Annotated in this window: 30 protein-coding genes and 1 riboswitch; of the genes, 19 read left to right on the forward strand and 11 right to left on the reverse strand. The window is 69.0% G+C overall.

Annotation, left to right across the window (positions count from 1 at the left end):
• The first annotated feature begins 14 nt into the window (after positions 1–14).
• From purT to K0O62_RS03625, 5 genes are read left to right on the forward strand one after another with little or no spacing between them, the layout of a single operon-like run.
• A complete protein-coding gene (gene purT, locus K0O62_RS03605; protein ID WP_073855720.1) occupies positions 15–1,229 on the forward strand; it encodes a formate-dependent phosphoribosylglycinamide formyltransferase in 1,215 nt (404 codons plus the stop codon).
• Positions 1,226–1,672 carry an Rv0361 family membrane protein gene (locus K0O62_RS03610; protein WP_079244375.1) on the forward strand — a complete coding sequence of 149 codons (447 nt, stop codon included), beginning with the start codon at positions 1,226–1,228 and terminating at the stop codon, positions 1,670–1,672. The genes purT and K0O62_RS03610 overlap by 4 nt, the downstream gene beginning before the upstream one ends.
• A gap of 16 nt (positions 1,673–1,688) precedes the next feature.
• Positions 1,689–2,120, forward strand: coding sequence for a rhodanese-like domain-containing protein (locus K0O62_RS03615; RefSeq protein WP_073855722.1), 432 nt, complete (start codon positions 1,689–1,691; stop codon positions 2,118–2,120).
• A 30-nt stretch (positions 2,121–2,150) separates the two neighbouring features.
• A complete protein-coding gene (locus tag K0O62_RS03620; RefSeq protein WP_073855723.1) occupies positions 2,151–3,368 on the forward strand; it encodes an O-succinylhomoserine sulfhydrylase in 1,218 nt (405 codons plus the stop codon).
• A 2-nt stretch (positions 3,369–3,370) separates the two neighbouring features.
• The gene (locus tag K0O62_RS03625; RefSeq protein ID WP_073855724.1) at positions 3,371–3,772 is read left to right on the forward strand and encodes a hypothetical protein; all 402 of its coding nucleotides are present in this window, start codon (positions 3,371–3,373) and stop codon (positions 3,770–3,772) included.
• 75 nt (positions 3,773–3,847) lie between these two features.
• Here K0O62_RS03625 and K0O62_RS03630 read toward each other — a convergent pair whose 3' ends face one another.
• The 3 genes from K0O62_RS03630 to K0O62_RS03640 are packed head-to-tail and all read right to left on the reverse strand — an operon-like array spanning position 3,848 to position 5,396.
• On the reverse strand, positions 3,848–4,708 hold the full coding sequence (locus tag K0O62_RS03630; protein ID WP_073855725.1) for an SDR family oxidoreductase: 861 nt from the start codon (positions 4,706–4,708) through the stop codon (positions 3,848–3,850).
• Positions 4,709–4,728: 20 nt separating this feature from the next.
• Positions 4,729–5,028, reverse strand: coding sequence for a barstar family protein (locus K0O62_RS03635; RefSeq protein ID WP_073855726.1), 300 nt, complete (start codon positions 5,026–5,028; stop codon positions 4,729–4,731).
• A complete protein-coding gene (locus K0O62_RS03640) occupies positions 5,025–5,396 on the reverse strand; it encodes a guanyl-specific ribonuclease (protein WP_079244374.1) in 372 nt (123 codons plus the stop codon). The genes K0O62_RS03635 and K0O62_RS03640 overlap by 4 nt, the downstream gene beginning before the upstream one ends.
• A gap of 100 nt (positions 5,397–5,496) precedes the next feature.
• Between K0O62_RS03640 and K0O62_RS03645 the strand changes: the two genes are divergently transcribed.
• Genes K0O62_RS03645 through K0O62_RS03655 form a run of 3 tightly spaced genes read left to right on the forward strand, consistent with a single transcriptional unit; the run spans position 5,497 to position 7,353 of the window.
• Complete coding sequence (locus tag K0O62_RS03645) at positions 5,497–6,021, forward strand: GNAT family N-acetyltransferase (RefSeq protein WP_073855727.1); 525 nt, start codon at positions 5,497–5,499, stop codon at positions 6,019–6,021.
• Positions 6,018–7,127: an LLM class flavin-dependent oxidoreductase gene (locus K0O62_RS03650; RefSeq protein WP_073855729.1), complete on the forward strand. Its 1,110-nt coding sequence runs from the start codon at positions 6,018–6,020 to the stop codon at positions 7,125–7,127. The genes K0O62_RS03645 and K0O62_RS03650 overlap by 4 nt, the downstream gene beginning before the upstream one ends.
• Positions 7,128–7,146: 19 nt before the next feature.
• Positions 7,147–7,353, forward strand: coding sequence for a hypothetical protein (locus tag K0O62_RS03655; protein ID WP_073855730.1), 207 nt, complete (start codon positions 7,147–7,149; stop codon positions 7,351–7,353).
• A gap of 3 nt (positions 7,354–7,356) precedes the next feature.
• On the opposite strand, the gene K0O62_RS03660 is transcribed toward K0O62_RS03655, so the two are convergent.
• Positions 7,357–8,088, reverse strand: coding sequence for an MBL fold metallo-hydrolase (locus K0O62_RS03660; RefSeq protein WP_073855731.1), 732 nt, complete (start codon positions 8,086–8,088; stop codon positions 7,357–7,359).
• Positions 8,089–8,123: 35 nt separating this feature from the next.
• Here K0O62_RS03660 and fgd point away from each other — a divergent pair, with 35 nt between their 5' ends.
• Complete coding sequence (gene fgd / locus K0O62_RS03665) at positions 8,124–9,134, forward strand: glucose-6-phosphate dehydrogenase (coenzyme-F420) (RefSeq protein WP_220045490.1); 1,011 nt, start codon at positions 8,124–8,126, stop codon at positions 9,132–9,134.
• Here the strand turns inward: fgd and K0O62_RS03670 are convergent.
• The 3 genes from K0O62_RS03670 to K0O62_RS03680 are packed head-to-tail and all read right to left on the reverse strand — an operon-like array spanning position 9,094 to position 11,643.
• On the reverse strand, positions 9,094–9,864 hold the full coding sequence (locus K0O62_RS03670; protein ID WP_073859674.1) for a GntR family transcriptional regulator: 771 nt from the start codon (positions 9,862–9,864) through the stop codon (positions 9,094–9,096). The two genes, fgd and K0O62_RS03670, sit on opposite strands and share 41 nt — an antisense overlap.
• 4 nt (positions 9,865–9,868) lie before the next feature.
• Positions 9,869–10,645, reverse strand: a complete 777-nt coding sequence (gene fabG, locus K0O62_RS03675) for a 3-oxoacyl-ACP reductase FabG (protein WP_073859675.1) — start codon at positions 10,643–10,645, stop codon at positions 9,869–9,871.
• An 8-nt stretch (positions 10,646–10,653) separates the two neighbouring features.
• Positions 10,654–11,643, reverse strand: coding sequence for a phosphotransferase enzyme family protein (locus tag K0O62_RS03680; RefSeq protein ID WP_073859700.1), 990 nt, complete (start codon positions 11,641–11,643; stop codon positions 10,654–10,656).
• Between the two features lie 193 nt (positions 11,644–11,836).
• Here K0O62_RS03680 and K0O62_RS03685 point away from each other — a divergent pair, with 193 nt between their 5' ends.
• Genes K0O62_RS03685 through K0O62_RS03695 form a run of 3 tightly spaced genes read left to right on the forward strand, consistent with a single transcriptional unit; the run spans position 11,837 to position 16,292 of the window.
• On the forward strand, positions 11,837–13,111 hold the full coding sequence (locus K0O62_RS03685; RefSeq protein ID WP_073859676.1) for an aspartate aminotransferase family protein: 1,275 nt from the start codon (positions 11,837–11,839) through the stop codon (positions 13,109–13,111).
• A complete protein-coding gene (gene pta, locus K0O62_RS03690) occupies positions 13,108–15,174 on the forward strand; it encodes a phosphate acetyltransferase (protein WP_073859677.1) in 2,067 nt (688 codons plus the stop codon). The genes K0O62_RS03685 and pta overlap by 4 nt, the downstream gene beginning before the upstream one ends.
• Positions 15,171–16,292 (forward strand): acetate kinase, encoded by a 1,122-nt coding sequence (locus K0O62_RS03695; RefSeq protein WP_073859678.1) that lies wholly within the window; start codon positions 15,171–15,173, stop codon positions 16,290–16,292. The genes pta and K0O62_RS03695 overlap by 4 nt, the downstream gene beginning before the upstream one ends.
• Positions 16,293–16,296: 4 nt before the next feature.
• Here K0O62_RS03695 and K0O62_RS03700 read toward each other — a convergent pair whose 3' ends face one another.
• Genes K0O62_RS03700 through glnX form a run of 3 tightly spaced genes read right to left on the reverse strand, consistent with a single transcriptional unit; the run spans position 16,297 to position 20,832 of the window.
• Entirely contained in the window at positions 16,297–18,537 is a 2,241-nt protein-coding gene (locus tag K0O62_RS03700) for a serine/threonine-protein kinase PknG (RefSeq protein ID WP_073859679.1), read from the reverse strand.
• Between the two features lie 16 nt (positions 18,538–18,553).
• Positions 18,554–19,492 (reverse strand): glutamate ABC transporter substrate-binding protein, encoded by a 939-nt coding sequence (locus K0O62_RS03705; protein ID WP_276036190.1) that lies wholly within the window; start codon positions 19,490–19,492, stop codon positions 18,554–18,556.
• 20 nt (positions 19,493–19,512) lie between these two features.
• The gene (glnX, locus tag K0O62_RS03710) at positions 19,513–20,832 is read right to left on the reverse strand and encodes a protein kinase G-activating protein GlnX (protein ID WP_073859681.1); all 1,320 of its coding nucleotides are present in this window, start codon (positions 20,830–20,832) and stop codon (positions 19,513–19,515) included.
• Positions 20,833–20,918: 86 nt separating this feature from the next.
• On the opposite strand from glnX, the gene K0O62_RS03715 reads away from it, so the two are divergent.
• On the forward strand, positions 20,919–21,401 hold the full coding sequence (locus K0O62_RS03715; RefSeq protein ID WP_073859682.1) for an NUDIX domain-containing protein: 483 nt from the start codon (positions 20,919–20,921) through the stop codon (positions 21,399–21,401).
• Here the strand turns inward: K0O62_RS03715 and thiE are convergent.
• Positions 21,398–22,060 carry a thiamine phosphate synthase gene (thiE, locus tag K0O62_RS03720; RefSeq protein WP_073859683.1) on the reverse strand — a complete coding sequence of 221 codons (663 nt, stop codon included), beginning with the start codon at positions 22,058–22,060 and terminating at the stop codon, positions 21,398–21,400. The two genes, K0O62_RS03715 and thiE, sit on opposite strands and share 4 nt — an antisense overlap.
• A 12-nt stretch (positions 22,061–22,072) precedes the next feature.
• Positions 22,073–22,185, forward strand: a riboswitch (TPP riboswitch).
• Here thiE and thiO point away from each other — a divergent pair.
• The 6 genes from thiO (at position 22,154) to K0O62_RS03750 (ending at position 26,539) form a co-directional block, all read left to right on the forward strand.
• Positions 22,154–23,185, forward strand: a complete 1,032-nt coding sequence (gene thiO / locus K0O62_RS03725) for a glycine oxidase ThiO (protein WP_165637068.1) — start codon at positions 22,154–22,156, stop codon at positions 23,183–23,185. Its footprint overlaps the riboswitch before it by 32 nt.
• On the forward strand, positions 23,182–23,379 hold the full coding sequence (thiS, locus tag K0O62_RS03730) for a sulfur carrier protein ThiS (protein ID WP_073859685.1): 198 nt from the start codon (positions 23,182–23,184) through the stop codon (positions 23,377–23,379). The genes thiO and thiS overlap by 4 nt, the downstream gene beginning before the upstream one ends.
• Positions 23,372–24,133 (forward strand): thiazole synthase, encoded by a 762-nt coding sequence (locus K0O62_RS03735; protein ID WP_073859686.1) that lies wholly within the window; start codon positions 23,372–23,374, stop codon positions 24,131–24,133. The genes thiS and K0O62_RS03735 overlap by 8 nt, the downstream gene beginning before the upstream one ends.
• Entirely contained in the window at positions 24,130–24,903 is a 774-nt protein-coding gene (locus K0O62_RS03740; RefSeq protein WP_073859687.1) for an SGNH/GDSL hydrolase family protein, read from the forward strand. Before K0O62_RS03735 ends, K0O62_RS03740 begins: the two co-directional genes overlap by 4 nt.
• Complete coding sequence (locus K0O62_RS03745) at positions 24,900–25,796, forward strand: ABC transporter ATP-binding protein (RefSeq protein ID WP_073859688.1); 897 nt, start codon at positions 24,900–24,902, stop codon at positions 25,794–25,796. Before K0O62_RS03740 ends, K0O62_RS03745 begins: the two co-directional genes overlap by 4 nt.
• Positions 25,793–26,539: an ABC transporter permease gene (locus tag K0O62_RS03750; protein ID WP_073859689.1), complete on the forward strand. Its 747-nt coding sequence runs from the start codon at positions 25,793–25,795 to the stop codon at positions 26,537–26,539. Before K0O62_RS03745 ends, K0O62_RS03750 begins: the two co-directional genes overlap by 4 nt.
• Positions 26,540–26,547 lie beyond the last annotated feature (8 nt).

Below are 26,547 nucleotides of genomic sequence, written 5' to 3' on the forward strand. Positions count from 1 at the left end.
AGGCTGGTTGCGCGATGGCTAACGAGGCGGACAACACAAGCAATTCGGCCGGTCCAGTGGTGATGCTGCTGGGGTCCGGTGAGATGAGCCGTGAACTGGCCCTGGCCTTTCAGCGGCTCGGTGCGACCGTCGTCGCGGTGGACGGTGACGCCGATGCGCCCGCGCACCGGGTGGCCGATCGCCACGCCGTGGTGACGATGAACGATCCGGATGCGCTGGCAGCGGTGGTCGAGCGGGAACGCCCGGATTACCTGGTCGACCAGGCCGGTGTGATCGCCATCGATGGGTGGGAGACACAAGCCGGCGGTGTCGAGATCTTTCCCACCCCGCGGGCCGTCCGGCTCAGTCTGGACCGTGAGGGCCTGCGCCGGCTGGCCGCCGACGAACTCGGCCTGCCGACCGCCCCGTTCTGGTTCGCGGGCTCGGCCGGGGAACTGTCCGCGATCGCCGAGCACGCCGGGTTCCCGCTGACCGTGACGCCGGTGGCGGGCGCAACGGGGGACGGCCGTTCGGTGCTGCTGCGCCCCGAGGATGTGCAGCCGGCGTGGAACCGGGCGATCGCGGCGGGCACGGTCACCACCCCCAACCGGGTGATGGCCGAGACCGTGGTGGACGTCGACGACGAGGTCACCCTGCTGACCGTGCGCACCATCGGTGCCACCGGCCCGTCCGTGCGCTTCTGTGAACCGATCGGGCACCGGGACGCCGGTGGCACGCTGGCGACCTGGCAGCCGCACCGGCTCAGCCCCGCGGCATCGGACGCCGCCAAGTCGATCGCCGCCCGCATCGTCAACTCGCTCGGCGGGCGTGGTGTGTTCGCGGTGGAATTACTGGTGCGCGGGGACGAGGTGTACTTCACGGACGTGCGGCCCCAGCCCGGCGACACCGGCCTGCTGACCCAACGGACCCAGCGGCTCTCCCAATTCGACCTGCACGCCCGCGCCATCCTGGGCCTGCCCGTGGACACCATCATGATCTCTCCGGGGGCGGCCGAGATCGGCTACGCGGACGGGCCGGCGAGGACGGTGACCAAGCGGCCCGACGCGCTGGCCATTCTGTCCGAGACCCTCGACGTGGCCGAGAGCGACGTGGTGCTCTTCGACCGGCTCGACGAGACCGACGGCCGCCACCGGCTCGGGGCGGCCGTCGCCACGGCACCCGATGTCACGGTGGCCCGGGACCGTGCGCAACGGACCGCGGTGTCGCTGCGTAGGCTCTGGCAGTCGTGAGTCAGGATCCAGCAGACCGGGACAGGCCGACGGCGACGCCGTTCCTCTTCGCCCTGGCCATCATCGTCATTGTGATCACCGCGATTCTTGTGATCAATCGTGGCGACGGTGACGGCGACCCCGAGCAGATCGGCCGGGCCGTCGTCGCCCAGAACGACGCGCTGCAGCGCCAGGACTACCAGGCCTTCGTGGCGAGCACCTGCGCCGCGCAGCGCGGCACCGAGCAAGAGATCCTGGCCAGGCAGCGGGAATCCGCCGCCGCACGCGGTGAGCGGTACGTCGACGGAGCGGGCAATGTCGAGGTGGACGGTGACCGGGCGACCGCCAAGGTCAAGTACCACTTCGGGGACGACGAGGACGCCGGGGACACCGAAATCACCGTCGACATGACGTTCGTCCGCGAGGACGGTGCCTGGAAGGTGTGTTCGGAGGGACCGGCCTAGCCGTTACGGTATTGGGGTGTCCACATCCGATCGTCCGGGCTACGCCGGAGACATCACGCCCGAGCAGGCATGGGAGCTGCTGTCCGCCAACCCCGAAGCCGTGCTCGTCGACTGCCGCACCGAGGCCGAGTGGCGCTTCGTGGGCGTCCCCGATCTGAGCCCGCTGCGCCGCGACGTGGTCTATGTCGAATGGACCAGGACCGACGGATCGCACAACGACAACTTCATCGACGACCTGGGCAGGGCCGGTATCGCTCCCGGGGAGCGCGCGGTGGTGTTCCTGTGCCGATCCGGTAACCGGTCCATCGGCTCGGCCATCGCCGCCACCGACGCCGGCATCGGGCCGTCCTACAACGTGCTCGACGGGTTCGAGGGCAACCTCGACGAGAACGGCCACCGCGGTTCGACCGGCTGGAAGGCCGTCGGGCTGCCTTGGAAACAGAGCTAGCAACAGAGCCAGAAAAAGAGCGAGACAAGCATGAGTGACGTTCCATCCGTGCCTTCTGTGCGCATTCCCGCACCCCTGCCCGACGGCGTCAGCCAGGCCACCATCGGGGTACGCGGTGGCCTGCTGCGGTCGAATTTCGAGGAGACCGCCGAGGCGCTCTATCTGAACTCGGGGTACGTCTACGCCAGCGCGGCCGACGCCGAGAAGGCCTTCACCGGCGAGATCGACCGCTACGTGTACTCGCGGTACGGCAACCCGACCATCACCATGTTCGAGGAGCGGCTGCGCCTGATCGAGGGTGCGCCCGCGGCCTTCGCGACCGCGACCGGCATGGCGGCGGTGTTCACCGCGCTCGGCGCGCTGCTGAGCGCCGGGGACCGGCTGGTCGCCGCCCGCAGCCTGTTCGGGTCGTGTTTCGTGGTGTGCAACGAGATCCTGCCGCGCTGGGGTGTGGAGACCGTCTTCGTCGACGGCGACGACCTCTCGCAGTGGGAAGAGGCGCTCAGCAAGCCCACCCAGGCGGTCTTCTTCGAGACCCCGTCCAACCCGATGCAGTCGCTGGTCGACATCGCGGCGGTCTCCGAACTGGCGCATGCCGCCGGCGCGAAGGTGGTGCTGGACAATGTGTTTGCCACACCGCTGCTGCAGCAGGGGATGCCGATGGGCGCCGACGTCGTCGTGTACTCGGGCACCAAGCACATCGACGGGCAGGGCCGGGTGCTCGGCGGGGCGATCCTGGGCGACAAGGAGTACATCGACGGCCCGGTGCAGACGCTGATGCGCCACACCGGTCCGGCGATCAGTGCGTTCAACGCCTGGACGTTGCTCAAAGGCCTTGAGACGCTTGCCGTCCGGGTGGATTACTCGAACCGCTCCGCGCACCGGGTGGCCGAGTTCCTGGAAGGCCAGAAGTCGGTGAACTGGGTGAAATACCCGTTCCTGGAGTCGCATCCGCAGTTCGATCTGGCCAAGCGCCAGATGCGTGGCGGTGGCACCGTGGTCACCTTCGAACTGGATGGCGGCAAGGACAAGGCCTTCGAGGTGCTCGACAAGCTGCGTGTCATCGACATCTCGAACAACCTGGGCGACGCCAAATCGCTGATCACCCATCCGGCCACCACCACCCACCGGGCGATGGGGCCGGAAGGGCGTGCGGCGATCGGGCTGGGCGACGGCGTGGTGCGGATCTCGGTCGGCCTGGAGGGCACCGAGGATCTGCTCGCCGACCTGGACCAGGCGCTGAGCTAGCGGTGTCCAAACGCGGAGATGCGAAGAAGGCCCGCCGCAAGAAGCGGCAGTCGGCCGCCCGGGTTCCCGCGGTGATCATGGATCAGCTGGCCGCCATCCCGGACGGGATCGTCGCCGATCTCGCGGAGTTCGACGAGCGGATCACCGCGCGCGGCTGGACCTTCGACGAGGAAGAGTCCAACGACGACTACGCGGTGTGGTTCTTCGAGCCGTCCGGCGCGGAGGTGGCCGACGGGCTGCCGGTGACCTCGCTGTGGCTGGATGCGGCCGAGGACGGGGCGATCGTCCGGGTGGTGCTGGTCGGCACCACGGCGCAGCATCCGTTCACCCACCCCCAGTTGTTCGCGCACCTGGATGCGATCGAGGCCTACCGCGACGGCAGCCCGGTTCCGGACTTCGGCTGACACCCCCCGAGATACGCGAAATGGTCGCTCCGCCGCCGGCGGGAACGACCATTTCGCGCGATTCGAGGGCTCTGGTTACTTGCCGTCGGAGTCGATGACGCCCTGGGCGGCCCGGGCGCGATCCTCGTAGGCCTTGCGCTTGTCCTTGTCGAAGTCCAGGAACACGTTGTCCAGGCCGAGCGCCTTGTTCATGGCGCGGCGACCCTTCGGCGGCAGCATCTGGGCGGCCTGCGCGGTGAACCGCAGCGGGGCGGGCACCGACACGTGCGTCTTGGGCTTGTCCAGGGTCTTGACGATGGCTGCCGCGATGTCCTCGGGTTCGACGGGCTTGATCGCGCCACCGGACTTGGTGCCCGAGATCAGCTCGGTGTTGGTGAACGGCGGCATGATCACCGAGACGTGCACACCGTGCGGGGCCATCTCGTCGGCCAGCGCGGTGGACAGCCCGACCACGGCGTACTTGGCGCCGACGTAGACCACCTGGCCGGGCAGCGGGATGAGCCCGGACAGCGAGGCGATGTTGATGACGTGCCCGCTGCGGCGCTTGACCATCTGCGGCAGCGCCAGCTGGCAGCCGGTGAGCACGCCGTAGACGTTGACCTCCAGCGACGAGCGGATGGACTGCTCGGTCTCGTCCAGGAAGGCGCCGACCGGCATCACACCGGCATTGTTGATCAGCACGTCGATGTGGCCGCCACCGTCGGTGCGGGCCTTGTCCAGGAAGGTCTCGAAGGACTCCCGGTCGGTCACGTCGAGCGGGTAGCCGGAGACCTGCCCGAGCTTGGTGAGTTCGACGACGGCCGATTCCTGCAGCGCGACGTCACGGTCGCCGATGACGACGCGGGCACCGCGGGCCAGCAGCGCCTTTGCGGTGGCATAACCGATGCCGCGGGCGGCGCCGGTGATCGCGATGGTCTTACCCCTGATGTTGTCCATGGCGGCAAACTTTACACGTGTCAAGTTTCTTCCGGAAGGGGCGAGTTGCGGAGCCACAGGTCCACCCCTTCGTCGGCGAAGATCTGCACCAGAGTGCCCCACGTCCGCGCCCCCACGGCCTCCTTGACCTGCCTATAATCGGTCATCACGAACCGGAAGCCGCCGTCGGCGGGGGTGCCGAAACCACCGCGTAGACAGTCCGCGAGCGCGTCCAGATTCGCGCCGAAGTAGCCGCCGTCCCCGTTGACCGCCCGCCCGATCTCGGTGAACAGGTCCGCGGCCGACCCGATCCGGGCACCGTCGATCCGGTACGTCTTCATGCGTCTCCGATCAGACAGAAGGATTCGTAGTGGTCGTCGGTGTAGTAGAAATCCGGCGGGTCGCCGCCGGTGACGATGCGCCGGGTCCCACGGTGCCCCAGGCCCGGCGTGGGCACGGTGTATTCGCGGTAGTGGTCACGGTCGCGCTCCGGCAGCCGGCCCTCGTAGTTGCCGAAGCGCGTCCCGTCGCTGCGCGGGTGCGGGAACGGCCCGCCCGCCTCGATGAGTTCGACGGTGGCGGCGGCCTCCGGAGGCAGTGCACCGAGGCTGCAGGTGCCGTCGCGATCCGGGGTGGCGGCCGGCGTGCAGGCGGTCAGGCCGCAGATCAGCAGCCCGGACACCCACACGATGGCCGCCACGATGCGCATGGCATGACGCTAGCAATCGACCTGCCGATTCTTCAGATCACCGCGAGTGAATACCCCCTGCCGGAATGCGCGACCGGCCGGCGCGTTAGACATTGAAGTGATGACCGGATCGCAGGTGGAGTCAGTGCGCTTCGTGGCGGTGGGCCGGGACGACCCACTGGCCGAACCCCTGCTGGCCGAACTGGCCGTCGAATACTCCAGCCGCTACAGCGTCACCGAGGAGGGCACCGCGGCCTGGCTGCGGTCCCATCCCGCCCACGAATTCGCCGAACCCGATGGTGCGCTGCTGATCGGGTTGCTCGACGGTGTGCCGGTGACCGGCGGGGCGTTCCAGCGGTTCGACGCCGACACCGCCGAGCTCAAGCGGATCTGGACCGCCAGCGGGCATCGACAGCGCGGGTACGCCACGGCGCTGCTGGCCGAACTGGAAGCACTGGCCGCCGAGCGCGGATACCGGCGTGTGTACCTGACCACCGGGGACCGCCAACCCGAGGCCGAGGCGCTCTACGAATCGGCGGGCTACACCCGGCTGACCGACTCGCTGCCCGCCGAGCAGGGCGAGCGAAGCGACGGGGGAGAACAACGTGACGTCTTCCCGATCGCCTTCCAGAAGGTGCTGACGTGAGTGTTGCGCTGTCGGTCCTCGACCTCGCCCCGGTTCCCGCGGGTGGCGACGCGGTCACCGCCCTGCGCAACACCGTCGACCTCGCCCGGCACGCCGAACGGTGGGGCTATCGCCGCTACTGGGTGGCCGAGCACCACTACTCCGCGGTGGCCAGCGCCTCCCCGGCGGTGCTCATCGGCCAGATCGCGGCCGCCACCGACACCATCGCGGTCGGCGCCGGCGCGGTGCAACTCGGGCACACCACCGCCATCGCGGTCGTGGAGAGCTTCGCGACGTTGGACGCCTTCTACCCGGGCCGCATCGATCTGGGTGTGGGCCGCTCCGGACAGCGCCGCAGCGAGGCCCGCCGTGTTCGTCCCGGCAAGCCTCGCACGGTTCGCTTTTGGCATGAACGGGACGGCGTGGTCGTTCCCGCCCCGTACGACATCGGTGCGCAACTGCGCAATCCACGGCTGCAGGCCGTCATGTCGACCCTGCAGCAGCCCGAGGCCGTGGCACCCGATTTCGGTGATCAGGTCGCCGACATCATCGCACTGCTGGAGGGCCGTTACCGGGTCGACGGATACGAGGCGCACGCCACCCCGGGGGAGGGGACCGCGTTGCGGCCGTGGATCTTCGGCAGCAGCAAGGGCCAGAGCGCACGCGTGGCCGGTGCGCTCGGATTGCCGTTCGTCGCGGCGTATCACATCGCACCGGCGACGTCGCTGGAGGCAATCGAGGTGTACCGCAATGCCTTTGAGCCTTCTGCGCACTTGCCCGAACCGTACGTGGTGGTGTCGGCCGATGTCCTGGCCGCCGACGACACCGCTACCGCGCGGCACCTGGCCTCCAGCTTCGGGCACTGGGTGCATTCCATCCGGGTCGGCGGGGGTGCACAGCCCTACCCGGACCCGGACACCGTGACGCCGTTGACGCCCGAGCAGCAGGAGATTGTGCGGGACCGTACCGAAACCCAGTTCGTCGGGGCGCCCGACGAGGTGGCCGATCGGCTGGCCGCACTGCAACGGCTCACCGGCGCCGACGAACTCGTCATCACCTCGGTGGCCCACCGTCATGCCGACCGGCTGCGCTCACACGAACTCATCGCCAAGGTCTGGGCCGCCTGACGTCGCCTAGGCTGAGGCCGTGCCTCTGCTCTTGGTCGGCGCGCTCCTGCTGGGCGCCGTGGTCGTCGTCCTGGCCGGTGTCGGGCTGCGCACCCTGCTGGCCCGCCGCAACGACACGGCCGACGATGCCGAACTCGACGAGAAGATCCTGATGCCCACGATCGTGCTGGCATGCGGGCTGGTGGTGACGGCGGTCTTCCTCTTCGGCTACACCCTCATCGGATGACCACTATCGGCCGGCCAGTTCGGCGGCCTCGCGTATCGGACCCCGCCAGACCGGGCCGTGCCCGGGCAACAACACGTCGGTGTCGAGCAGGCCGAGCGCGGCCAGGCTGCGCACGCAGCCACCCTGATCGTGGTTGAAGATCGACGGCAGCAGTTGCGGGCCGCGCCGGGTGCTCAGCGGATGCCCGGTGACCAGCGCGTCGCCGGCGACGAGGACGCCGTCCACCAGATAGCAGCAGTGCCCGCCGGTATGTCCCGGGGACGGGACCGCCACCGGCGCGCCGGGCAGCCCCGCCGCGATGTCCTCATCGAGTGCCTCCGTCGTCGGGATCCCCTCATGGGTCAGTCCACCGTGGCGGAGCAGGGCGAGCGACCAGGTGAGATAGCGCGGTTGCCAGGCGCGCGAGAGCACGTCGACCGGGGACGCCTGCTCGAGATACCGCCGCTGTGCGTGCCCGACTTCGGCCGCGTGCGTATACACCGGCGTGCCATGGGTTTTCGCGAACCAGATGGCCGAACCCAGGTGATCCACATGAGCATGGGTCAGCAGGATGGCGCGCACGTCGGCGGGTCCGAAGCCCAATCGGCGGACCGTGGCGAGGACGTCGTCGCGGTGTCCGGGATATCCGGCGTCGATCAGCAGGACGCCCTGGCCATCGGTCACCAGCGTCCAATTGACCAGGTCGGTCCTGGCGAAATGGACAGTGTCGGTGATCGCGGTGAGGGAGACTGCCATGTCCGCGAGCCTAGCGAGAGAGTAGAAACGTAGACGTGGCTGAACTGAAACTGGGATACAAGGCGTCGGCGGAGCAGTTCGCGCCGCGTGAACTCGTGGAATTGGCCGTGGAGGCTGAGGCGCACGGCATGGACAGCGCGACGGTGAGTGATCACTTCCAGCCGTGGCGGCATGAGGGTGGGCATGCGCCGTTCTCGCTGGCCTGGATGACCGCGGTGGGGGAGCGCACCAAGCGGCTGCAGCTGGGGACCTCGGTGCTGACGCCGACGTTCCGGTACAACCCGGCGGTGATCGCGCAGGCGTTCGCGACCATGGGGTGCCTGTACCCGGACCGGATCTTTTTGGGTATCGGTACCGGTGAGGCGCTCAATGAGATCGCCACCGGCTACGAGGGCGAGTGGCCGGAGTTCAAGGAACGCTATGCCCGGCTGCGTGAGGCGGTGCGGTTGATGCGTGAGTTGTGGCTCGGGGACCGGGTGGATTTCGACGGCGAGTACTACAAGACCAAGGGCGCCTCGATCTATGACGTGCCTTCTGGTGGTATCCCGATCTACATCGCCGCCGGTGGGCCGCAGGTGGCCAAGTACGCCGGGCGGGCCGGGGACGGGTTCATCTGCACCTCGGGCAAGGGCGAGGAGCTCTACAAGGACAAGCTGATGCCGGCGATGCGGGAGGGTGCGGAGGCGGCGGGCAAGAATCCCGAGGATGTGGACCGGATGATCGAGATCAAGATCTCCTATGACACCGATCCGGAGTTGGCGTTGGAGAACACCCGGTTCTGGGCGCCGTTGTCGTTGACCGCGGAGCAGAAGCATTCCATCGATGATCCGATCGAGATGGAGAAGGCTGCCGATGCGTTGCCGATCGAGCAGGTGGCCAAGCGCTGGATCGTGGCGTCGGATCCCGACGAGGCGGTGGAGAAGGTGGCCGATTACGTCAAGTGGGGTCTGAACCATCTGGTGTTCCATGCCCCCGGGCATGACCAGCGCCGCTTCCTGCAGCTGTTCAAGTCCGATCTGGAACCACGGCTGCGGAAACTGGGCTGACGCCGGCGCCGCTGCTGGTGGCGGTCAGCCGGACCCGGTCGGCGCGGAACAGGTCGTAGGCGTGCTCGTACGGACGTCCCGCGCTGTCCCGCGTCACCCGGGTGATCGCCAGCAGCGGCTGGCGTTGGGCGATCTGCAGCCAGTCCGCCTCCCGCGGACTCGCGCTGACCACCTCGATGGTCTCGGTGGTGTAGTCGGGCTGTAGTCCGTACCGTTCGCGCAGCAATTCGTAGATCGATCCGTCCAGCGGCTGCTCCAGCAGGTCGGCCGTGCGGGCCGCGACGAAGCAGGACAGGTCCACCGACAACGGCACGCCGTCGGCATACCGCAGCCTGCGGATCGCGAATATCGGTGTGCCGTCCGGGACTTCGAGCGCCGCCGCCTCGGCCGGGGTGGCCGGGCGGTGATCGGCGGCCAGCACCGTGGTGGCGCTGGTGTGCCCGGTGCTGTGCAGCCGCGCCGGCAGACCGGACTGTTCGGCGGCATTGCGTTGCACCACGTCGGCACGGATGAAGGTGCCCCCGGCCCGCCCGGTCCGCCGTTCCAGCACCCCGGCCTGACTCAGTGGCAGCAGTGCACTGCGCAGCGTGGACCGTGACACCGCGAAGGAGTCGGCCATCTCCCGTTCGGTGCCCAGCCGCGATCCGGGCCGCAGCGCCCCACTGGCCAGCATCGACAGAATGCGGCGCCGGACATCCTCGGCGACCGGCCCGCCGGGTGATTCCTCCACCGGATCAGGGTCTGACCGCGTCCGGTGACTCGGGAAGCACCTGGCCGCCGTCCACGGCGACGGCCTGCCCGGTGATGTAGCCGGCCTCGCGGGTGGCCAGGAATGCGGCGAGGTGCCCGATGTCCTCCGGGGTCCCCAGCGCGCCCGCCGGGATGGCACTGGCCATGCCGGCCAGGTAGTCCTCACCCATCTCGGCCAGTCCTTCGGTGAGGATGTTGCCGGGCAGGATGGCGTTGACGGTGATGCCGTGCGGCGCCAATTCGATTGCCGCCGTCCGCATGAAGCCGAGCTGTGCGGACTTGGACGCGCCGTAGTGGGTCCAGCCCGGATAACCGGTGATGGGTCCGGTGATCGACGAGGTGAGCACGACCCGGCCGGTGCCCGAGGCGATCAGCGCGTCCATGCAGGCCTGGACCGCGAAGAACGTGCCCTTGACGTTCACGTCGAGCACCTCGGCGAGCTGCTCGGGGGTCATGGTCGCCAGCGAGGCCTCCGGAAAGATGCCGGCATTGGCGCACAGCACATCCAGGCCGCCGAACGCCTCGACGGCCGCCGCCGCCATCTCGTCGCAGGATCCGCGGTCGCTGATATCGGTGGGCACACCGAGCACCTTGCCCGGGCCCAGCGCGTCGAGCATGCCGACCGCCTCGTCCAGGTCGCCGGCCGAGCGCGCCGCGATCGCGACATGTGCTCCGGCACGGGCGAAGACCGATGCGATGCCCCGGCCGATCCCCTTACTGCCACCGGTGACGAGCACCGCGCGATCCGTAAGCTCGAACATCTTTCTCCTCACGTCAACCATGAACCGTCATTGAGGTACCGCTCGGCCAATCGTGCTGTGCCGGTGACGAAGTCGGGCCCGATGGCGACAGCCGCATCGGCGTCCGCGTGGGAGGCGACCCAGGCGGTCAGCTGGATACGCCGCATCATCACGAAGGTGGGCACCAGGGCGAGGTGATCTCCGGGCAGCGACCGCACCCGCTGATAACCGCGCAGCCAATGCCCGACGATCTCCTCGGCCGCCGGGGTCTCCTCGATGAAGGACACCACCGCGCCCAGATCGGCCAGATGCCACGACCAGCCGCAGTCGTCGAAATCGATGACGGTGATGCCCGGATCGGTTGCGCTGGGGTCCACCATCAGGTTCGCCAGCCGCAGATCGGCATGCACCAGACCGAATCTGTCCGGGCCGGTGCCGAATTCGGTGATCCTGTCGGCGATCACACTCAGTGCGCCCTCGATGCTGCGAGTGTCGGTCTCGGTCAGACCCGCCGCGTCGCGCCAGTTTCCCCACCGGCCCTGCGGCCCGACCATGGTGTCCATGTCCCAGCGGAAGCGGGTGAACTCGGCGGGCTGCGTCCAGGACATTGCATGTTCGTGCATCTGGGCGGCCAACTCGCCCAGCGCTTCGAAACCCACCGCCTCGGGGGCCTCCTCGGCGGTGCAGCCGGGGATGAAGCTGACCGCGTCCACATGCAGGGCGCGGTCTCCGACGGTGGCGGCCACCACCTGCTCACCGGCCCGCGACCGCACCAGATCCGGTGTCTTGACGCCTGTCTCGTGACGCAGCGCCGACATCCAGGCCAGCTCCGACTTGATCGCCTGCAGCGAGTGATAGCCCGGCCGGTGTACCCGGATGACGAACGGCTCGCGATCGTCCACCAGGTAGGTCGCATTCTCGGACAGGCTGAGCAGGCGGAGCTCGGCGTCGTCCGGGCAACCATAGGCGGGCAGCGCGGCGCGCGCGAACAGTAGGTGATCGGCTGGTAGACCCGGCATGGCCATCAGTGTGCCTCATCGCCGTCGATCGGGCAGACCAAATCGCGGAGATTAACGGACTGGAAACAAAACTCCCGGTCGCTGCGGATCTGCCTAAAACATCGAGTTGACCAGGCAATCCCGACTGGGTAACAATATGGTTCTCGCGCCGCGCCCGGTCCGGCGCGTGAACCAGACCAAATAGGACGCACCCGTGACCTTCTCCAACATCATGGACTCGAACAGCTATCAGGGCGGTCCGGGTGCAGATCCGCTGATCGAGGCCCGCAGTACGGTGCTGGGGCCGGCCTACCGGCTGTTCTACGAGCGGCCGGTGCACCTGGTGCGCGGACAGGGCACGAAACTGTACGACGCCGACGGGCGCGAGTACCTGGACGCCTACAACAACGTGGCCAGCGTCGGGCACTGCCACCCGCACGTGATCGATGCGGTCACCAGGCAGCTGAACACGCTCAATACGCACACCCGGTACCTGCACGAGAGCATCGTGGAGTACTCGCAGCGACTGCTGGCCGGCATGCCGGCCGAGATCAACCAGGTGATGTACGCGTGTACCGGGTCCGAGGCCAACGACCTCGCGCTGCGCGTCGCGGCGATGTACACCGGCGCCACCGGGGTGATCGTCACCCACGAGGCTTATCACGGCAATACCGAAGCGGTGACCGCGATTTCGCCGTCCATGGGTGGCCGCGCCGGTGTGGGTACGCACGTCCGGACGGTGTCTGCCCAACTGGGACGGGATGAGATCGCCGCCGCGATCGCCGACCTGCAGGACAGTGGCCACGGCGTCAGCGCGCTGGTGGTGGACACCATCTTCTCCTCCGACGGCATCTACCCCGACCCGTTCGTGCTGGCTCCCGCGGTGGCCGCGGTCCGGGCTGCCGGTGGTGTGCTGATCGCCGACGAGGTGCAACCGGGCTTCGGCCGGACCGGGGCCGGCATGTGGGGATTCACCCGGCACGGGGTGGTGCCCGATCTGGTGACCATGGGCAAGCCGATGGCCAACGGCATGCCGGTGTCGGCGATGGCCGCCCGTGCGGAGGTGCTGGCCCGATTCGCCGACCGGGTGCCCTACTTCAACACCTTCGGCGGCAACCCGGTGTCGATGGCGGCCGCGGCGGCCGTCCTCGACGTCATCGAGGACCAACGACTGATCTCGAACGCGGCCACGGTGGGCGGCGACCTGCGCGCCGAACTGACCCGATTGGCGGCCGGGAACCCGCGGGTCGGGCAGGTGCGCGGCGCGGGCCTCTACATCGGGATGGAGGTGCTCGACGGTGCCGGTGCGCCGGACCGCGAAACGGCCCGGTGGATCATCAACGCGATGCGTGAGCGCGGGGTGCTGATCTCGGTTTGCGGCGCCGACGGAAACGTCCTCAAGATCAGGCCGCCGTTGGTGTTTTCGATGTCCGACGTGGACCGCTTCATTGCCGAACTCACCGCGGTACTGGCAAGCTTGGACAAGTGACAGCGCACGCTGCTTCGGCCATCTACATCGCCTCCCCCGAGGGTGACACCGGAAAATCGACCATCGCGCTGGGCATTCTGCACAAGTTGGCAGCCACGGTCGCCAAGGTCGCGGTGTTCCGGCCGATCACCCGGGGCGAACGCGACTACATCCTGGAACTGCTGCTCGACCAGGCCACCGCGGGGCTGTCCTACCAGGACTGCGCGGGCGTCAGCTACCAGCAGTTGCACGAGGACCCCGAGGCGGCCATCGCCGAGATCGTGGAGCGGTTCCACAAGGTCGCGGACCGCTCGGACGCCGTGCTCATCGTCGGCAGCGACTACACCGACGTGGCGGCGCCCAGTGAGCTGAGCATGAACGCCCGGATCGCGGTGAACCTCGGCGCACCGGTGGTGCTCGCGGTGAAGGGCAAGGACCGCACCCCGGCCGAGGTCGCCCATGTCGCGGAGGTCTGCCTGGCCGAACTGGCCGCCCAGCATGCGCACACCGCCGCGGTGGTGGCCAACCGGTGCGAACCCGACCAGTTGACCGCGGTGGCCGCAGCCCTGGCGGATCTGGGGCCCAAGAGCTACGTGCTGCCCGAGGAGCCGTTGCTGGTGGCCCCGTCGGTCGCCGAGTTGCGTGACGCGGTGGGCGGCGAACTGACCGGTGGCGACGAAGAGTCGCTGATCCGGGAGGCCATGAGCGTGCTGGTGGCGGGCATGACCGCCGAGCATGTGCTGGAACGACTGCGCGACGGGATGGCCGTGATCACCCCGGGCGATCGCTCCGATGTGGTGATGGCGGTGATGGGGGCCCATGCGGCGGCCGGATTCCCGTCCCTGTCCTGCGTGATCCTCAACGGCGGGATGCCGCTGCACCCGGAGGTCGCCCGGCTGGTGGCGGGTCTGGGGAATCGGCTACCGATCATCAACACCGACCTGGGCACCTATGACACGGCGCGGGCCGTCGCGACCACGCGGGGGCGGGTCACGGTGGACTCGCACCGCAAGGTCGACACCGCGCGGGCGTTGATGGAGCAGCATGTCGACGTCGCGGATTTGATTGCCACCCTGTCGATTCCGATCCCGAGCGTGACGACGCCGCAGATGTTCACCTATCAGCTGATCGACCAGGCGCGCGCCGATGTGCAGCGGATCGTGTTGCCCGAGGGTGATGACGACCGGATCCTGCGGGCGGCGGGCCGGCTGCTGGCGCACCGGGTGGCCGATCTGACCATCCTCGGCGAGGAAGCGGCGGTGCGGTCACGGGCGGCCGAGCTGGGGGTGGACCTGTCCGCGGCCACCGTGCTGGACCCGCGCACCAGCGACCTGTGTGACAGGTTCGCCGAGCAGTACGCGAAATTGCGCAGCCATAAGGGCATCACCCTGGACCAGGCCCGCGAAACCATCTCCGACGTCTCCTATTTCGGCACCATGCTGGTGCACAACGATATGGTCGACGGGATGGTCTCGGGTGCCAGGCACACCACCGCGCACACCGTGCGCCCCTCGTTCGAGATCATCAAGACCCAGCCCGGGGTCTCCACGGTGTCCAGCATCTTCCTGATGTGCCTGGCGGACCGGGTGCTCGCCTACGGCGACTGTGCGATCGTGCCGGATCCGACGGCCGAGGAGCTGGCCGACATCGCCATCTCGTCGGCGCGCACCGCCGCCCAGTTCGGTATCGATCCGCGGGTGGCCATGCTGTCCTACTCGACCGGCACGTCGGGCACCGGTGCCGACGTCGACAAGGTCAGGAAGGCAACGGAATTGGTCCGCAAGCGGGACCCGGAACTGCTCGTGGAGGGCCCCATCCAGTACGACGCCGCGGTGGATCCGACGACCGCCGAGACCAAGATGCCGGATTCGCCGGTCGCCGGCCGGGCCACCGTGCTGATCTTCCCGGACCTCAACACCGGCAACAACACCTACAAGGCGGTGCAGCGCAGCGCCGGAGCCATTGCGATCGGTCCGGTCCTGCAGGGTCTCAACAAGCCCGTCAACGACCTGTCCCGAGGGGCCCTGGTGGAGGACATCGTGAACACCGTGGCGATCACGGCGATCCAGGCGGCCCGCCGGTGACGACGGGGACCGCAGTACTGGTGCTGAACTGCGGTTCGTCATCGGTGAAATATCAGGTGCTCGAACCCGGTTCGGGAAAATCAATGTGCGCCGGCATCGTCGAAGGGGTGACCGACTATTCGGCCGCCCTCCGGGAGATCTTCGAGGCCGTCACCTCGCAGGGGGTGCACGCCGAGGACCTCGCGGTGGTCGGGCATCGGGTGGTGCACGGCGGCCGGCGGTTCCACCGCCCCATCGTGATCGACGACGAGCTGATCTCGACGCTCGAGGAACTGTCCCCGCTGGCCCCGCTGCACAACCCGCCGGCGATCCTCGGCATCAACGGGGCCCGCAAGGTGCTGCCCGATCTGCCGCACATCGCGGTGTTCGACACCGCCTTCTTCCACGATCTGCCGCCCGCGGCCTCCGAGTACGCCATCGACCGCGAGGTCGCCGATCAGTGGCACATCCGCCGCTACGGGTTCCACGGCACCTCCCATCAGTACGTCAGCGAAGAGGCCGCCGTCTTCCTGGGCGCACCACTGGAATCGCTGAATCAGATTGTGCTGCACCTCGGTAACGGCGCGTCGGCATCGGCCATCGTCGGCGGCCGCCCGGTCGACACCTCGATGGGACTGACCCCGATGGAGGGGTTGGTGATGGGCACCCGGTCCGGCGACATCGATCCGGGGGTGATCGCCTACCTGTGGCGCACGGCGAAGATGAGCATCGAGGACATCGAGAGCATGCTGAACCGGCGCTCCGGGGTGCTGGGTCTCGGCGGGCAGAGTGATTTCCGGGAGCTGCGCAAGCTCATCCACGCCGGTGACGAGCACGCCAAGCTCGCCTACGACGTCTATGTGCACCGGCTGCGCAAGTACGTCGGCGGATACCTTGCGGTGCTGGGCAAAACCGACGTCATCACCTTCACCGCGGGGGTCGGTGAGAACAGCCCCGCGGTCCGGCGCGACGCGCTGACCGGGCTGACCGGGTTGGGCATCGAGATCGACGAGACGCTCAACGAATCGCCCGAGCGTGGGCCGCGACGCATCTCGGCCGAGGGGTCGCCGATCACCGTGCTGGTCATCCCCACCAACGAGGAACTGGCCATCGCCCGGGCCTGCCTGGAGCTGATCTAGCGGATCAGAACGTGCTCATCGGTCGCACACTGTTGGCCAGATCGACCAGCGCGTAACGGTGTTCCTGGGTGGGCGCCACCCGGGCCAGCCCGCGTAGCGAGGCCTCCACGCCGAGTTGCAGACCGTGCTGGGTGAACGGGAAACCCAGAATGTGGTTGGTGCTGGCGGTGTTGTCGGCCAACCAGTCCATGGCGGTGCCCAGCACCAGGGCCCGGATCTGCAGCACCCGCGGCTCGCTCTCCGGCAATGCCTCGACGCGGCGGGCGGCACTGCGGATCTGCTGTTCGGACACCTCGTTGATGGACCGGCCGGACAACAGCGTCACCGAACTGGTCAGTCGGGCCACCGTGAAATGCCTTGAGGTGGGCGGCACCTGGTCCAGCGTGCGCACCGCGTCGTCACGATCGCCGGCGGCGGACTGCGCGCGGGCCAGCCCGAAGCCGGCCGAGATGACACCGTTGTCGGTGCGCCACACCGTCTCGTAGAACCGGCGTTCGTCGGAGGTTCCGGCCAGCTCGGCCGTCGCCGCCAGCGCCAGCTTGGGTGCCAGCTCACCGGGCAGGGTGTCCAGCACCTCGGTGAAATACTTTGTGGCGGTGTCGTAGTCGGCGGTGAGCAGGGCGGCCACCCCGCGGAACCAGGCCAGCCGCCAGCGCCAGCCGACCCGCTCGGCCAGCTCGTCGAGCTTGCGGGTGGCCTTGGCGACGTCGCCGAGGTCCAGCAGCGCGCGGACCTCCATCAGCGGCAGTTCCACCGACTCGGACAGGTCGATGCCCTCGGAGTCCAGCGCACCGTGCCGCGCGGCACGCAACGAATCCAGGGTCTGCACCGGCTGACTGAGCACGGTGGCCGACAGGATCGGCGCCCCGACGTCGGCCGGGTCGACCAGCGGGACCTGCAGTGCCTTCACGATCTCCGGGGCGGTCAGCTTCTCCGAGTGCACCTGACCGTCGAGGTAGACGTCGGTATGCGCCACCAGCAGTTCCACGCCGAAGGTGGACCGCGGCGGGCTGAACACCGTGGACAGGCCCGGGCGCGGCATGCCGGTGTCCTGCGCGACCACCTCGCGCAGCACACCCATCAGCTGGCTGGACATCTCCTCGGCGCTGGCGAAGCGTCGCCGCGGATCCGGGTCGATGGCGCGGCGCAGCAACCGGCCGAACGAGTCGTACTTGGCCAGCACCGGATCGCCCTCGGGCAGCCCGTCGACGTAACGGCCCTTGCGGGTCCGCAGATCCAGCGTCAGCGCCGCCAGCGTGCGGCCGACGGTGTAGATGTCGGTCTGCACGGTCGGTCCGGTCTGGACGATCTCGGGAGCCTGGTATCCCGGTGTGCCGTACAGGTATCCGAACGAGTTGATGCGGGACACCGCGCCCAGGTCGATGAGCTTGAGCTGTTCCTCGGTGACCATGATGTTCTCGGGCTTGAGGTCGTTGTAGACCAGGCCGAGCGAGTGCAGATAACCCAGGGCGGGCAGGATCTCCAGCATGTAGGCGATCGCCTGGGCGACCGGCAGCTTGACGCCCCTGGCCTGTTTGAGCGAGGTGCCGCCGACGTACTCCATCACGATGTAGCCCACCGGCTCACCGTGCTTGTCCGCATGTTCGACGAAGTTGAAGATCTTCACGATCGCCGGGTGCGTCACCTCGGCGAGGAACTGCCGCTCGGCCATCGCGGTGGCCTGGGCCTCCGCGTCACCGGAGTGCACCAGACCCTTGAGCACCACCGGCCGGCCGTTGACGTTTGCGTCGAAGGCCAGATAGACCCAGCCCAGGCCGCCGTGCGCGATGCACCCCTTGATGCGGTACTGGTCGGCGACCAGATCGCCCGGGCTGAGCTGCGGCAGGAAGGAGAACGGGCTGCCGCAGCGCGGGCAGGACCCCTCCGACGGGGCCCGGTGCTCCGGGTCGTTCTTGTCGGCGCGTCCCACCGGCCGACCGCAGTTCCAGCAGAACCGCTTCGCCTCGGCCACCACCGGATTGGTCATCAGCGCGGCCAGCGGATCCCGCTCGTGCACCCGCGGCACCTCGACCAGGCCACCGCCGATCCGGCGGGTCGTCGACCGCCGCCGGGTCTGGGTGATCATGCTCTCGGTGGGCTGGGTGGACTGCGTCGGCGAGCGGTCGGTGTCGTCGAAGTCGGGCCGGTACACGGCCTGGGTGGCCATCGGCCGCATGGTGGCGACCGATTCGTCGTCTTCCAGATCGGCGAGGCTGGCCGGCTGGGTTCCCGGATCTTCAGTCATCAGGCCTCGTCGTTCATCAGTCGGAGTACCTCGCCACCGGGGGAGCCGGCGTCGGGCCCAGCACCGTCAACCACTTGCGGTACAACGTGTTCCAGGTGCCGTCCCGGCGGATGCGCTCCAGCGTGCCGTTGACGAACCGGACCAGGCCCGGATTGTTCTTGTTGATCCCGATGCCGTACGGCTCCTGGTTCATGCTGGGGCCGACGATGTGCAGATACGGGTCCTGGCTGACCAGTCCGGCCAGGATCGAGTCATCGGTGCTCACCGCATCCACCTGACGCTGCTGCAGGGCGACCAGGCAGTCCGCCCAGGTGACCACGTCCACCAGCTTCACCGGCGGTTCGATCTGCTGGACCCGCATCCGGGAGGTGGTGCCCTTGACGGCGCACACCCGTTTTCCGGACAGGTCCGAGGCCTGCCGGATCTGCGAGTCGCGCGGGGCGAGGATGCGCTGGTTGGCCGACAGGTACTCGGTGGAGAAGTTCACCTGCTTGCGGCGCTCGCAGGTGATGCTCATGGTCTTCACCACGATGTCGACCTGGTTGTTCTCCAGCGCCGCGAGCCGGTCGGCCGAGGACAGGATGCGGTACTCCACCTGGGACGGGGTGCCGAAGATGTCACGGGCCACCTCGCCGGCGATATCGACGTCGAATCCGGTGATCTCACCGGTGATCGGGTCCCGGAAGGAGAACAGGTTGCTGCCGATGTCGAGCCCGACGATCAACCGGCCGCGGTTGCGGATGTTCTCCACCGCCTTGTCGGCGTCGGCGGGGTCGGAGAACGGGCGCAGGCTCGCGGTGCGGTCGCAGTCGTCGTTGTCGGGCAACTTCGGCGGGACCGCCTCGGGCGGGGATTCCTCCATCCCGGCCGGGGTGGGCGGGGCCAGCGTCACCTCGGGCATCGGGTCGACGGTCGAGGCCTGCTGACAGCCCGCCAGGACGGCCGCCGCGATCAGAGCACCCACGATCTTCTTCACTATCGGTACTCGCTCAGTCTCGGCCACAACCCGAGCGCCACCGCGATCGCGGCGATGATGCTCAGCGCCGCGGCGCCGAAGGTCGCCCCGGACAGCACCCGGCGGGCGTTGACGATGTCGGTGCGCAATTGCCCGCGGCTCTGCTCGATCGCCTTGGACAGCGCGGCGTCCAGGCTGCTGAACGCCGGCGTGGAGTTGTCCTCACCGCTGCCCAGCGCCACCTGGGTGGCGGCCTGATAGTCGCCGACGGCGATGTAGGCATTGATCCGGTCGTTGGAGGCCCGCCACTTGCGCAGCAGGTCGTCGGCACCGGAGAGTTCTTCCTTGTCGATGTCGGTGTCGGCGTTGAGGAATGTGGTCAGCTGCTGCTGCATGCTCTCGATGCGCTGGTAGTACGACTGCTTGCGGACGTCTTCGTCACCGCGGCGGACCAACGCCAGGGTCTCGTCGGCACGTGCCTGCTGCGCGGTGATCGCCATCGTCGTCACGGTTTTGAGTGATTGTGCCGCAGTGTTTTTGGCGCTGCGACTGTCCGAGGTGGAGATGACGAGTGCGGTGCCCACCCACACCACCATAATCAGAACCGCCAGCCCGCCCGCGACGAAACCCACGTTGACCCGGCGCCGGGTCCGCTTGGTCAGCCACTTGTTGGCGAACAGCCCGAACATGACGGTCGCGAGCACCACCAGGATCACCGGCGCGGGGATGCGGGTGGAGGCGGTGGTCTCGGCGTCCACCCGCGCCGAGGTCTCCTCGTAGAGCCGTTGCGCGTTCGGCAGGATCTGGGACTGCATCAGGGCCGAGGCCTCCGACAGGTATGACGAACCCACCGGATTGCCGGCGCGGTTGTTGGTGCGCGCGGTCTCGACCAGGCCGGTGTAGACCGCCAGTTCGGCGTTCACCCGGCCCAGCAGTTCGATCATCGGTTCGGTGGTCAGCCCGGCGGAGGCCCGGGTGACGGCGACGGCGGCGTCGGTGATGGCCTGCTCGTAGCGCTGCCGGACATCCTGCGGTTCGGCGCCGGCGATGAACGCCGTCGCCGCGGCGGCATCCGCGACCGACAGCGTGGTGTAGAGCTGGCCGGCCGCGAAGGCCAGCGGCTCGCTGTGGTCGAGCACCGTGGTCAGGGCCGCCTGGCGGTCGTTGACGGTCGTCGACGTCGCGAACGCGCACGCGATCACCAGCGCGGACAGCACGACGCCGATGGTCAGGATGCGTCCCGGGGTGGTCCACAGGAACCACCACCGGGGGTGTACGGGGTTGGTCGGCGAACGTGAAGCCAGCGGTTCGGTGGACGGGTGCGCCAACTCCACGGTCACGTGTGCACGGACCTCCTCCCGTTTCTAAGAAGTCTAAGAGACATTGGAGTGACGTGTGGGAATTCGCGAGCCCCTATTCTGAACCCGTGCGCGGTGACGGTGACGGTTGGGTGATGTCGGACGGCGGCGGCCACTTCTGGGGGCGCCACGGTGCCGCCGGTCTGCTGCTGCGGGCGCCCGGTCCCGACGGTACCTTCGCCGTGCTGTTGCAGCATCGGGCCCCGTGGAGTCACCAGGGCGGCACCTGGGGGCTGCCGGGCGGCGCCCGGGACAGCCACGAATCCGTCGAAGAGGCCGCCATCCGGGAAGCTGCCGAGGAAGCCGGACTGGAAGCGGTCCAGCTGACCGTGCGGGTCAGCATGGTCACCCACGAGGTGCCGGGCTGGACCTACACCACCGTCATCGCCGACGCCGCCGAACAGCTGGCGACCACCCCCAACCGGGAGAGCTCCGAGCTGCGCTGGGTGGCCGAGCACGCGGTGGCCGACCTGCCGTTGCACCCCGGTTTCGCCGCCAGCTGGGACCGGCTGCGCACCGTGACGGCCGATATGCCGCTGCTTTTCCCCTAGAGAGCCGACTTGAGCGCCTGCGCCGCGGCCCGGGGGTCTTCCGCCGCGGTGATCGCGCGCACCACCACGATCCGGCGCGCCCCGGCGGCCAGCACCTCGGGCAGCCGTTGCCCGTCGATCCCGCCGATGGCGAACCACGGCTTGTCCGGCGCCAGTGCGGCGGTGTGGCGGACCAGGTCCAGGCCCGGTGCGGTGCGTCCGGGTTTGGTCGGCGTCGGCCAGCACGGCCCGACGCAGAAGTAGTCCACCGCCTCGGCGATCGCGGCGGCGACCTGGTCCGCGTCGTGGGTGGACCGGCCGATCACCGGGGCGGGGCCGATGATGTCCCGTGCGATGTCCAGCGGTAGGTCGTCCTGGCCGAGGTGCAGGACGTCCGCGCCGGCGGCCCGGGCCAGATCGGCGCGGTCGTTGACGGCCAGCAGCGCGCCGTGCCGGCGTGCGGCATCGGCGAGCACCTCCAGCGCCTCGAGTTCCTGACGGGCCTCCAGCGGGCCGAACTGCCGTTCACCGGCCGAGCCCTTGTCGCGCAGCTGGATGATGTCCACCCCGCCGGCCAGCGCCGCATCGGCGAACTCGGCCAGGTCGCCGCGTTCGCGCCGGGCGTCGGTGCACAGGTACAGCGAAGCTGTCTTCAATCGTTCGACGAGGCGCTCGGACACCCGAGTATCCTTTCAGTCGAACACGGGAGTCCCGGGACCGGGGACTGAGAGTGGGCGTACGACCGGCCCTGACCGTCGAACCTGATCCGGGTCATGCCGGCGAAGGGAGAGGGAGAAAAGGTGTCTGGCTCAATCGCCGTGATCGGCGGCGGCGTCATCGGTCTGGCGGTGGCGCGTCGCGCCGCGCAGGACGGCTGGTCGGTGACGGTGCACCGCACCCAGGAGCACGGTGCCTCCTGGGTGGCCGGTGGCATGCTCGCCCCGCACAGCGAGGGCTGGCCGGGGGAGGCCGACCAGCTGGCCATCGGGCTGGAATCGCTCAAGCTGTGGCACGCCGGATTCCTGGACGGGTTGCCCGCCGAGGTGGTGACCGCACACGAGTCCCTGGTGGTGGCGGTGGACCGGGCCGACGTCGCGGATCTCAAGACCGTGGCGAACTGGCTGTCCGAGCAGGGGCATCCGGTGACCATGACCACGGCCGCCCGCGAGATCGAACCGCTGCTGGCCCAGGGCATCCGGCACGGCTTCACCGCCGACACCGAGCTGGCCGTCGACAACCGGGCGCTGGTCTCGGCACTGGAGCAGGCCTGCACGGATCTGGGCGTGCGGTGGGCGCCGCCGGTGACCGACCTGGCCGCGGTGGACGCTGACGTGCGGGTGATCGCCAACGGAATCGATGCGCCCGCCCTGTGGCCGGGGCTGGCGGTGCATCCGGTCAAGGGTGAGGTGCTGCGGCTGCGGTGGCGTAAGGGCTGTATGCCGCTGCCGCGCAGGGTTGTTCGAGCCCGCGTGCACGGCCGGCCGGTCTATCTGGTGCCGCGCGGCGACGGGGTCGTGGTCGGCGCCACCCAATACGAGCACGGTCGGGACACCGCCCCGGTGGTCCGGGGTGTGCGCGACCTGCTCGACGACGCGTGCGCGGTGATGCCGGCGCTGGGGGAGTACGAGCTGGCCGAATGCGCGGCCGGGCTACGCCCGATGTCACCGGACGGTCTGCCGCTGGTCGGTAGGCTCGACGAACGGACGCTGGCCGCCACCGGTCACGGACGCAACGGTTTTCTGCTCGCACCGTGGACGGCCGAGCGGATCGCAGGAGAACTTGCAGGACTTCGAGGGACGACATGATTTTGCTGGTCAACGGGGAGCAAGCCGAGGTGCCCGACGGCACCACGGTCGAGGAATTGATGGATCGGTTGGGTTTTCCGGAAAAGGGCATCGCGGTGGCGGTGGACTGGGAAGTACTGCCCCGGTCGTCGTGGCACACCGAACTGACCGGGGGCACCCGGGTGGAAGTGGTGACGGCGGTGCAGGGTGGCTAGCCAGGACAAGCTGACCATCGCCGGCCGCGAGTTCGGGTCCCGGCTGATCATGGGCACCGGCGGCGCGGCGAATCTGGCGGTCCTGGAAGAGGCGCTGATCGCCTCCGGGACCGAACTGACCACCGTCGCGATGCGCCGTGTCGACGCCGAAACCGGTACCGGAGTACTGGATCTGCTCAGCAGGCTGGGTATCACCCCGCTGCCCAACACCGCCGGTTGCCGGGGCGCCGCCGAGGCGGTGCTGACCGCACGGCTGGCCCGGGAAGCGCTCGGTACCGACTGGGTGAAGCTGGAAGTGATCGCCGACGAGCGCACACTGCTGCCGGACGCCATCGAATTGGTCAGCGCGGCAGAGCAGTTGGTGGATGACGGTTTCACGGTGTTGCCCTACACCAACGACGACCCGGTGCTCGCGCGCCGGCTGGAGGACACCGGCTGCGCGGCGGTGATGCCGCTGGGCTCGCCCATCGGCACCGGGCTGGGGATCGCCAACCCACACCACATCGAGATGATCGTCGAGCAGGCGAACGTGCCGGTGATCCTGGACGCCGGCATCGGTACCGCCAGCGACGCCGCGCTGGCGATGGAACTCGGCTGCGACGCCGTGTTGTTGGCGACCGCGGTGACCAGGGCCGCCGATCCAGCGGCGATGGCCGCGGCGATGGCGGCCGGTGTCACCGCCGGGTACCTGGCCCGGCACGCCGGGCGCATCCCGAAGCGGTTCTGGGCACAGGCATCCAGCCCGCAGCTGTGACCCGCTACGTGGCGCTCGGCTCGTCGATGGCGGCCGGACCGGGCATCTCCCCGAAGGCGCCGGGGTCGCCGCTGGCCGCCATGCGCTCGGCGCGCAACTACCCCCATCTGGTGGCCCGGGATCTGGGTCTGGACCTCGTCGACGTGACCTATTCCGGCGCCACCACCGCGCACGTGCTCACGGATTCACAGCACGGTGAGCCGCCGCAGGTCGAGGCGCTGGACGGGTCGGAGGCGTTGGTGACGGTGACCATCGGCGGCAACGATGTCGGCTACGTGCCGATGCTGTGTGCCGCCGCGCTGCCCGCCCCGTTGCGCTGGCTGCCCCCGCTGCGCGGTATGCGCGATCCCGCCGCCCGGCGCCGGGACCTGCGGGCGGTGGCCGAAAAGCTCGTGCGGGTGGGTAGCGAGATCCGGCGACGCGCCCCCCGGGCCAGGGTGATGTTCGTCGACTACCTGACCCTGCTGCCCCCGCACGGAACGGCGTCCCCCCTGTCGCCCCGCGACGTGGACCTGGGCCGCGAGATCGCCGCCGAGCTGGAACGGCTGACCGCTGCGGCCGCCGGAACCACCGGCTGCGGTGTGGTGCGCGCGGCCGAGGCCAGCCGGGCCCACCACGCCTGGTCGGCGCGGCCCTGGACGACCCTGCCGAGCAGATTTCCGGTCCCCATCCCCGGGCACACCGCGCCACTGCACCCCAACGCCGACGGCATGCGGGCGGTCGCCGACCTCATGGTATCCGAGTGCGGTGTGGCGGAGTTCCGCGCGTGATCGAACTGAACGGTCTGACAAAGACTTTCGGCCGGGGGTCGGGGCGCGTCACCGCCGTGGACGGGCTGACCTGCACCATCGCCCCCGGGGTGGTCACCGGTTTCCTGGGGCCCAACGGGGCCGGGAAGTCCACCACGATGCGGATGATCGTCGGCCTGGACCGGCCGACAGCCGGGACCGCCACCGTCGCGGGCCTGCGCTACCACGAGCACAAACACCCGCTGCGTGCCGTCGGCGCGCTACTGGACGCGCGGCAGGTGCACCCGAATCGCACCGCACGGTCGCACCTGCGCTGGATCGCCGCGACCAACGGGATCCCGGTGGCCAGGGTGGATCAGGTGCTCGACGACGTGGGTCTCACCGAGGCCGCGGGTAAGCAGGCCGGATCCTTCTCCCTGGGGATGTTGCAGCGCCTCGGTATCGCGGCGGCGCTGCTCGGTGACCCGCCGGTGCTGCTGTTCGACGAACCGGTCAACGGCCTGGACCCCGAAGGCATCCGCTGGATCAGGACATTGATGCGCAAACTCGCCGGCCAGGGTTGCACCGTGTTCGTGTCCAGCCATCTGCTGGCCGAGATGGCGAACACCGCCGACCATCTGGTGGTGATCGGACGGGGCCGCCTCATCGCCGCGACCACCATGGCGGACTTCCTGAGCCGTGCCGAGACGGTCCGGGTCCGCAGCCCGCAGGCGGATCGGCTGGCCGCGTTGCTCCCGGGCGCTCGCCGGGACGGTGACGCTCTGCTGATCGAGACCCACAGCACCGAACAGGTCGGCGAACTCGCCGCCGCCAACGGCATCGTGCTGCACGAACTCAGCGCCCAGCGGGCCTCGCTGGAGGAGGCCTATATGGACCTGACCGATCAGACCGTGCAGTACCGGGCGCGCTCATGAACGCCATCGCCGCCGAACGCATCAAACTCACCAGCACCCGGTCGCCGTTGTGGCTGGCACTGACCGTGGTGGTACTCAGCCTCGGGCTGGCGGGCATCCAGGCGGTGGCCGCGCTGCCCTACAGCACCGTGGGCCCGGAGCGGGCGGGCCTGGGGGTGGCGATGTTCGGTGTGCCGGTGTTGATGATCCTGTCCGCGCTGACGGTGACCGGGGAGTACCGCACGTCGATGATCCGCACGACGTTCATGGCCACACCCCGTCGATCGCGGGTACTCATCGCGAAAGCGGTTGTGGCGATGTCGCTTTCCGGCCTGCTTGCGGCGGCGATGTCGCTGGGTTCGATGGTGCTGGTGCGTGCGATGCTCGACGACCGCCAGGGTGCGCAGCTGGCGCTGGACCAGAGTGGCCCGTGGCGCACGGTCGCGGCCATCACGCTGTATGCGGCACTGGCGGCGCTGTTGGCAGTGGGGTTGGGCGCGTTGCTGCGGCACAGCGCCGCGGTCATCGCGGTCCTGCTACTGCTGCCGTTCGTGGTCGAACCGCTGCTCGGAGCGACGCCCGGTGTCGGGTCGCGGATCGGGCCGCTGTTCCCCTTCGCCAATGCCAATGCCTTCACCGAGATTCCGTGGCTGCAGAGTTTCTCCATGTGGTGGGGGCCGGTCGGGTCGGCGGTCTATTTCGCCGCCGTCGCGGCGACGGTGTTCGCAGCGGCCGTCGCCGTGACCGCCCGACGCGATCCCTGAGTCCGCTA

Origin of the sequence: Mycolicibacterium diernhoferi, assembly GCF_019456655.1 — a bacterium.
GTDB lineage: Bacteria > Actinomycetota > Actinomycetes > Mycobacteriales > Mycobacteriaceae > Mycobacterium > Mycobacterium diernhoferi.